5 protein-coding genes are annotated in these 5,737 nt (G+C 68.0%); 2 read left to right on the top strand and 3 right to left on the bottom strand.

What is annotated here, in order from left to right; all coding sequences use genetic code 11:
* The coding region (locus tag ACTWQJ_RS45315) for a zeta toxin family protein (RefSeq protein WP_443312225.1) at positions 1-1,260 on the bottom strand (1,260 nt) is incomplete at its 3' end.
* Positions 1,261-2,185: 925 nt separating this feature from the next.
* Here ACTWQJ_RS45315 and ACTWQJ_RS45310 point away from each other — a divergent pair.
* Positions 2,186-3,229, top strand: a complete 1,044-nt coding sequence (locus ACTWQJ_RS45310; protein WP_443312224.1) for a DUF6292 family protein — start codon at positions 2,186-2,188, stop codon at positions 3,227-3,229.
* Between the two features lie 131 nt (positions 3,230-3,360).
* On the opposite strand, the gene ACTWQJ_RS45305 is transcribed toward ACTWQJ_RS45310, so the two are convergent.
* Positions 3,361-3,714 carry a hypothetical protein gene (locus ACTWQJ_RS45305; protein WP_443312223.1) on the bottom strand — a complete coding sequence of 118 codons (354 nt, stop codon included), beginning with the start codon at positions 3,712-3,714 and terminating at the stop codon, positions 3,361-3,363.
* A 331-nt stretch (positions 3,715-4,045) separates the two neighbouring features.
* Positions 4,046-4,546: an AAA family ATPase gene (locus ACTWQJ_RS45300; protein ID WP_443312222.1), complete on the bottom strand. Its 501-nt coding sequence runs from the start codon at positions 4,544-4,546 to the stop codon at positions 4,046-4,048.
* Between the two features lie 586 nt (positions 4,547-5,132).
* Here ACTWQJ_RS45300 and ACTWQJ_RS45295 point away from each other — a divergent pair.
* Positions 5,133-5,737, top strand: a 605-nt coding sequence (locus ACTWQJ_RS45295; RefSeq protein WP_443312221.1) for a type II toxin-antitoxin system prevent-host-death family antitoxin, incomplete at its 3' end; no start/stop codon positions are given.

The following is a 5,737-nucleotide window of genomic DNA, read 5'->3' as shown; positions in this document are numbered from 1 at the left end:
GACCGCCAGGACCACCAGCCCCGTCCGGTAGCCCACCTGCCGGTCAGCGGCCGCGCGGGCCACGAACTGGGCAGGGCTCTCGGGGGTGATCTCGACGACAATGTTTCCGCGGCACCGGCGCACGTAAGCCTCGTACCAGGCCTGCCAGGTCCGGTAGTCGGTACGGATCCGTGCCGAGGCCGTGCGCGGCTCCTCGCGCAGCAGTCGCAGGTAGTCCGGATGAGCCGTCTTGAAGATCTCGCCTCTGATGTGGACGGGACTACGCAGGCTGTTCAGGATCATCCGAGCGGCCCGCGACTTGCCGGCGCCCGGCTGGGCCAGCACGTAGATGACGACCGGCTGCTCCTGCGGGGTGATGGGCCCCAGGGACGGCACGATCAACTCGTCGTAGATCCACTTGTGTTCTTCGACGGAGAGCCTGTGATAGTCCACCCCGGGCGGCTCCAGGCGGGGCTGTGCGATGCGTCGGACCGGTTCGGCCAGCGCGGCGGCGCGCTCAGGGGTGCGGCGCAGGGCAAGCATCCAGTCCTCGGGCAGCGCGGGATCGGCCAGGCGCCGCTCGGCGTCGGCGAGCTGACGGTGGACCCGACCCGTCTCCCTGGCACCCCACGGCCGTCGCCACTCGGCGAGCACTGCGCCTGGCGCGTCTGCCGGGCGGAGCAAGCGCCCGTCGGGGTTGAGTTCGTTGGCGTAGATGACGTCCATCGCCGTCTCGGTGCCGCGCCGGATGACGAACACACGGTGTGCCAGGTTCCCGGCCTCGACCGCGCCGATGGTCGGGATCAGTGCGTCGGCGCACATGTCGTGGTTGTCCCACGAGACGTACCGGGGCGCCCGGCCTTCCTGGACAAGGTGCAGGTCCCGCTCCAGGGTGCTGAGCTGGCTGACCGCCCAGGACGCGGCTACGACCACGACCTCCACCCAGTAGCCCACTTGCCGGGACGCGGCCGCACCGGCGAGGAACTCCTCCGGGCGGGACACCGGTACCTCCACCACTGCGTCGTAGCGGCCTTCGCGCACCCGGGCCTCCACCACGGCCTGCCACCAGTACGTCTCCGGCCGGACCCGCTCCCCGGCGGTGCGCACGTCCTCCAGCAGGTACTGGCTGTGGTGGGGGTGGACGTTCTTGTAGGTGTCGCGGTCCACCCGCACCGCACCGCCCCGCGCCGCCAGCGCGGCGTGCACGAGGTCGACGACCGTGGTCTTGCCGCTGCCTGGTTGCCCCAGGACGTACACCACTACTGGACGGGTCTGGGGCACCGCACCTTCCAGGACGCTGGGCAGGACGGTTTTGGTCAGGACATCCTCGGACCAGTCGCCGACCGGAGCTGCTGCGAGAGGCGCGGCCGGGCCTGTGCCCGGGGGTAACGCGGGACTGTGTGGCGAGTTCACGTACTCCGGCATCCGGTGCTGCTCCTGAGGCGGCACTACCGGCACGATGTTCCGTTCTCTCACCGATCCTCCAGGAACCCGGCGGAACCTCAAGCGGTCCATTCACAACGCGGCTGGTCGGAGCACGCAGCATCAACTCTGATCGAGAAAACTGTACCGCATACTCTTACTCTCGGGTGGGTGTCCGGGAAGCCGCTGGCGTCGGCGGCCGCAACATGCCGCGCAGCCGCGCCCGAATCCCGGCGGGCGAAAGTAATGACGCCAAGCCGACGGGGAGACCCTGGGAGTTGAGGGAGGATCAAGGAAAGGGACACCGGCCGGGCCGCCTGCACCAGGAATTCCGACGTTCCCCGCGCAGCCGCTGGCCTTCGCAGACCGGATCCGCCGCAGCCGAAGACGGCCTGGCCACCCCTGCCGCCCTACCCGCCGCCCGATCTGGGCGAGGGCGGACGTCTCTCGGCACTGAGACGGTGGCTGCGTCGCGCGCGGCGATCCCGCCCCCGCCGGTAACCGTCGACTCCAGTGCCAGAAGGCTGGGTCGCAGTAACAGGGGGAGGGCCGTTGTCCGCGGCATTCGGTACCCCCTGCGCGGCGGCCTGCCGTCGCTGACGTCCATGCCGCAATCACAACGCCGAGAAAGAGGAGGGATCGTGGCGCACGTCTGGGTGCTCTACGACAACTGGACGCTGCAGGTGTAGCGACTGCCTGCGGTTGAGGTAAGTTCGGTACCGTTTTTCGGATGAAGCGCGCGTGGAGGATCTGGGCCTTGAGCCCGTGGGGCTGGGAGGCCTGGATGATCCGTGCAGGACGGCGCCACCTGGTGCGCACGCTTGCCGATTTGGCCGAGCGTAAGAAGGTGAAGCTGCAGAGCTACCTCAACGCCAAAGCGTACGCCGCAGAAGGGTTTCCCGCGCCGATCAGCTCCAGCGGGTCGCGCACGTTACTGTTCGACGGCGAGCAGGTCGACGCGTACGAGGCAGGCGAGCCGATCCCCGAACTCTCGGACACTGACGACGAGGAGGACCTGCTGGACCGCCGTGAGGCCGCAGCAGTCGTCGGCATCTCCCCGCGGACCTGGGACACCTATAAGGGTGACCCGCATCTGGCCGAGCACATGGTGACCGTGGGAGGAGTGGAGCACTGGCCGCGTGGCATCGTGCATCGCTTTAAGACCTCCCGGCAGAAGAAGCCGGCTACAGCAGGAGGCCGGCCGAAAGGCGTCGGCGACCTCGTACCGCGCGAGCAGGTCCGCGAGAAGGTCGCCCAGCTCCTGGACACGGACCCCGCCATCAGCTCCGCGGCGGTCGTCGACGCCCTCCACGTGCACCGGGACACCGCGCAGCACGCCCTCGCCCAGCTGCGCGCAGAGCGGATTGCCGACCTCCTGGACAGCGACGCCTCCCTGACACCGCAGCAGGCCGCGAAGCATCTGGGCTACCCCGGCGGCGCCGTACGACGCGCACTCGTCCTAGCCGAGGCCGAGCAGCGCGCCCGGGCCATAGCCCCCTACCTCGCCGCCGTTGCCCAGAAGCTCGAGGAAGCCGGCTGGAGCGCATCTGGCGAGCCACCCGCCGTGCAGCTGCTCGCCGGCGACGTGTGCGTCGCGGCAATCGTCCTTGAACCCGGCGCTCCCGTACCCGCGTTGGCCTGGGATGAACGGCACGGCTGGCGCACCTCACCGAGCCGACGCCACCCTCTCGGCCCAGACACCGCCGGGCCCCCGACAGGCGAGGGAATCCGCTACCTCGCCGCGGGAGCCACCCCCGATCCGGCCGACCTGCTCGCCGCCCTCACCGAACACCCCATGGGCACCGAGCGACCCGTACCGAACCAATGATCCGGGACTGAACCCACGCCGTCCCGCACAGCCGGGTCTTCGACGTGCTCGATGGTTCAGGCCACCAAAGGCCATCCGGCAGGAGCCCGGTGGCGGGGCCAGCTCTGACGGCCACGTGCGGCAAGAAGGGGCTAGGCCACGACGGTCGTCCGCTCGCGGTGGTGCTTGAGCTGATCGCGTGCTGGTGTTCGCTCTTCGGCCGCGATGCCCTTCCAGAAGGAATGGCCGACGATCAGAGCGGCGAGTTCAACTTCCCGCGCCCGCAGCGTGCCGATGCGCTGCTGGTCGACAGAGTCCCAACCGGGGGAATCGGGGCGGGAGGAGGTCCGCCAGGCGTTCTCGTGGGTCGTCCATGCGGGCAGCGGCTCGACGGACCAGGGCTGCTTCTTGGGCAGCTTCTTCAGCTCGCCTCGTACCTCATCAAGCTCGTCCTGGGCCTCGATGAGGTCCTTCGGGAAGTCGTATACCGTCTCGTCTTTCGCCACCCCATAACGGTACTGCCGTTCGAATGACCGGCCGGGACGCGGCACCGCGCCGCGCGAGGACACCAGGAAAAGCTGGACCGGCTCCAGGGTCACCTGGGACAAGTGGATCTATCTCATCCGCAGCAGTCCGTCGCAGCTCTACACAGCTCTCCGCGAGCAGATCGAGGCATACGCGAACGAATTCGCAGCACGCATCGACGCCGGGACCGACACCCACCGCCTGGCTCAAATCCGGCTGCAACGGCAAGCCCCCAGTTGACTCGCCCTTTCGGCAGGTCGGCCCGAGCCTGGCCACCCCCACGACCCGGCCACGCTTGCTGGAAGGTCCCAGTTATCCATGTCGGCACGGAGGCTGTTCGTCGAAGAGACCGAGCTCGTCATCGCTGGGTGCCTGGAAGAGCTTCACATACTCCTCAAGCAACTCACGGCTGACCGGGACGGTCCCCGGTCCCCCTTCCCGGCTGCGGGCTTCGAGGCGGCGGCACAGCTCATCGATGGGCGCGGCAAGGTAGTGGAGTTCAACCGGAACCCCGAGTTCGCGTGCTGCCAACCGCTTTTCATCCCGTTCAGATCGCGCCCAGAAGCCGTACTCCAGGATCACCGTCTGTCCGAGCCTCAACAGTTCCTGGGCATGGCCCCAAAACCGCCTCTCAAGCCGGTCGCGCGTTCGCTCATCGAACAGGTCGATGCCGAGATCCGCCATCCATTCGTCCGGACACAGACGCACCGCCGGAATCTCTCTCGCCAGGCGCTTGGCCAGTGTCGTCTTCCCGGAGCCAGGAAGCCCACACAGCAAGATCAGCCTGGGCCTGGGCTTGGGGCTCGCATCCATCAGACGCCTCCAGCGCACCGCAACAAGGTCACTGGGGCATGCTCGCGCAACCGCCCCTGCCAACAGAAATGGTTTCCGCTGGCCATGAGGGGCCTGACTCGCTGCTCCTGGCTGGGGTCAAAACTCATTCCGGCCCAAGATCGCAAAGTGAGCTCAGAAGAGACTGCCACGTGGGGCCGCTTCTCAATCTTGAGGCCACCGGGTGGCAACCATCGCGACCAAGTGTCAACTAGCGCGAACATCGGGCACCTTGCGTACAACGACGCGCCCGAAGTGCCGGAGCAGGAGCCGGCGGCAGGGAGCTGAGGCCGCGCCAGGCGGGGTGTGATCGTCTGCGGGAGACGTGAGTGGAAGGCCGGGACCGGTGTTGAAGGTCCCGGCCTTCGGTCTGTACCCGGCCGCGCTCGACACTCCGGGGAACCTCGTGCTCGCAGCGGTCAACTCACACCGAAGCCCCTCTCTAATGAGTGGAGTTTGCGGAAATAGGTGTGACTTTGATTCTTAATTGTGTGGATACTGCTATCATGGTGGTGAGTTGACAGGTCTGGGAGGGTGAGTGAGTCAGCCAGCGTACGAAGAGTCCGCGATGACCGCGACCGAGGCACGCAACGCCCTCTACGCCCTGGTCAAGCGCGCCGAGGAAGACGGGCGCACGACCCTGATCTACAAGGGCCAGAAGCGGCAGGATCGCGTTCTGCTGGCGCCGCTCGACCGGCTTCCGGCAGCGCGGAAGACCGAGGTACTGCCGTCCCACGTTCTCAGCGCGGCGCAGAAGGACTTCGGTGACCTCATCACGCGGGCGGCTCAGGGTCAGCCGCAGGTGCTCCTGCGGAACACCACACCGGTCGCGGTGCTGCTGCCCGCCGACGTCGTCTCCGGTACCCCCTCATCCGATCCGGCCGCGGCCATGGGCGCGGCGCCCGCAGGAGGTGCGGTGAACAGCCAAGGCCATTCGGAACGCGAGAGCGCGCCGCGCAGGCTCGCCACGCTGGGCGACGCCATCGGCGCCGCACTCACCTCAGGCCCGGTCGGCAGCACCACGTTCGGGTTGCCCGGACTGGATGCGGCGACGGGAGGTTTGCCGTCTGGCCGGCTGACGCTGGTGGCGGCTGCCCCGAACGTCGGTGGGAGCCTGTTGGGGTTGGCTGACGCACGGCATACCGCGCTCGTCTCCGTCCAAAAGTTTTTGTA

Source organism: Streptomyces sp. KR55 (assembly GCF_052245645.1).
Lineage (GTDB): Bacteria > Actinomycetota > Actinomycetes > Streptomycetales > Streptomycetaceae > Streptomyces > Streptomyces flavusporus.
The sequence above is the reverse complement of the archived record's forward strand: the minus strand, read 5'-3'. Positions and strand labels throughout refer to the sequence as shown.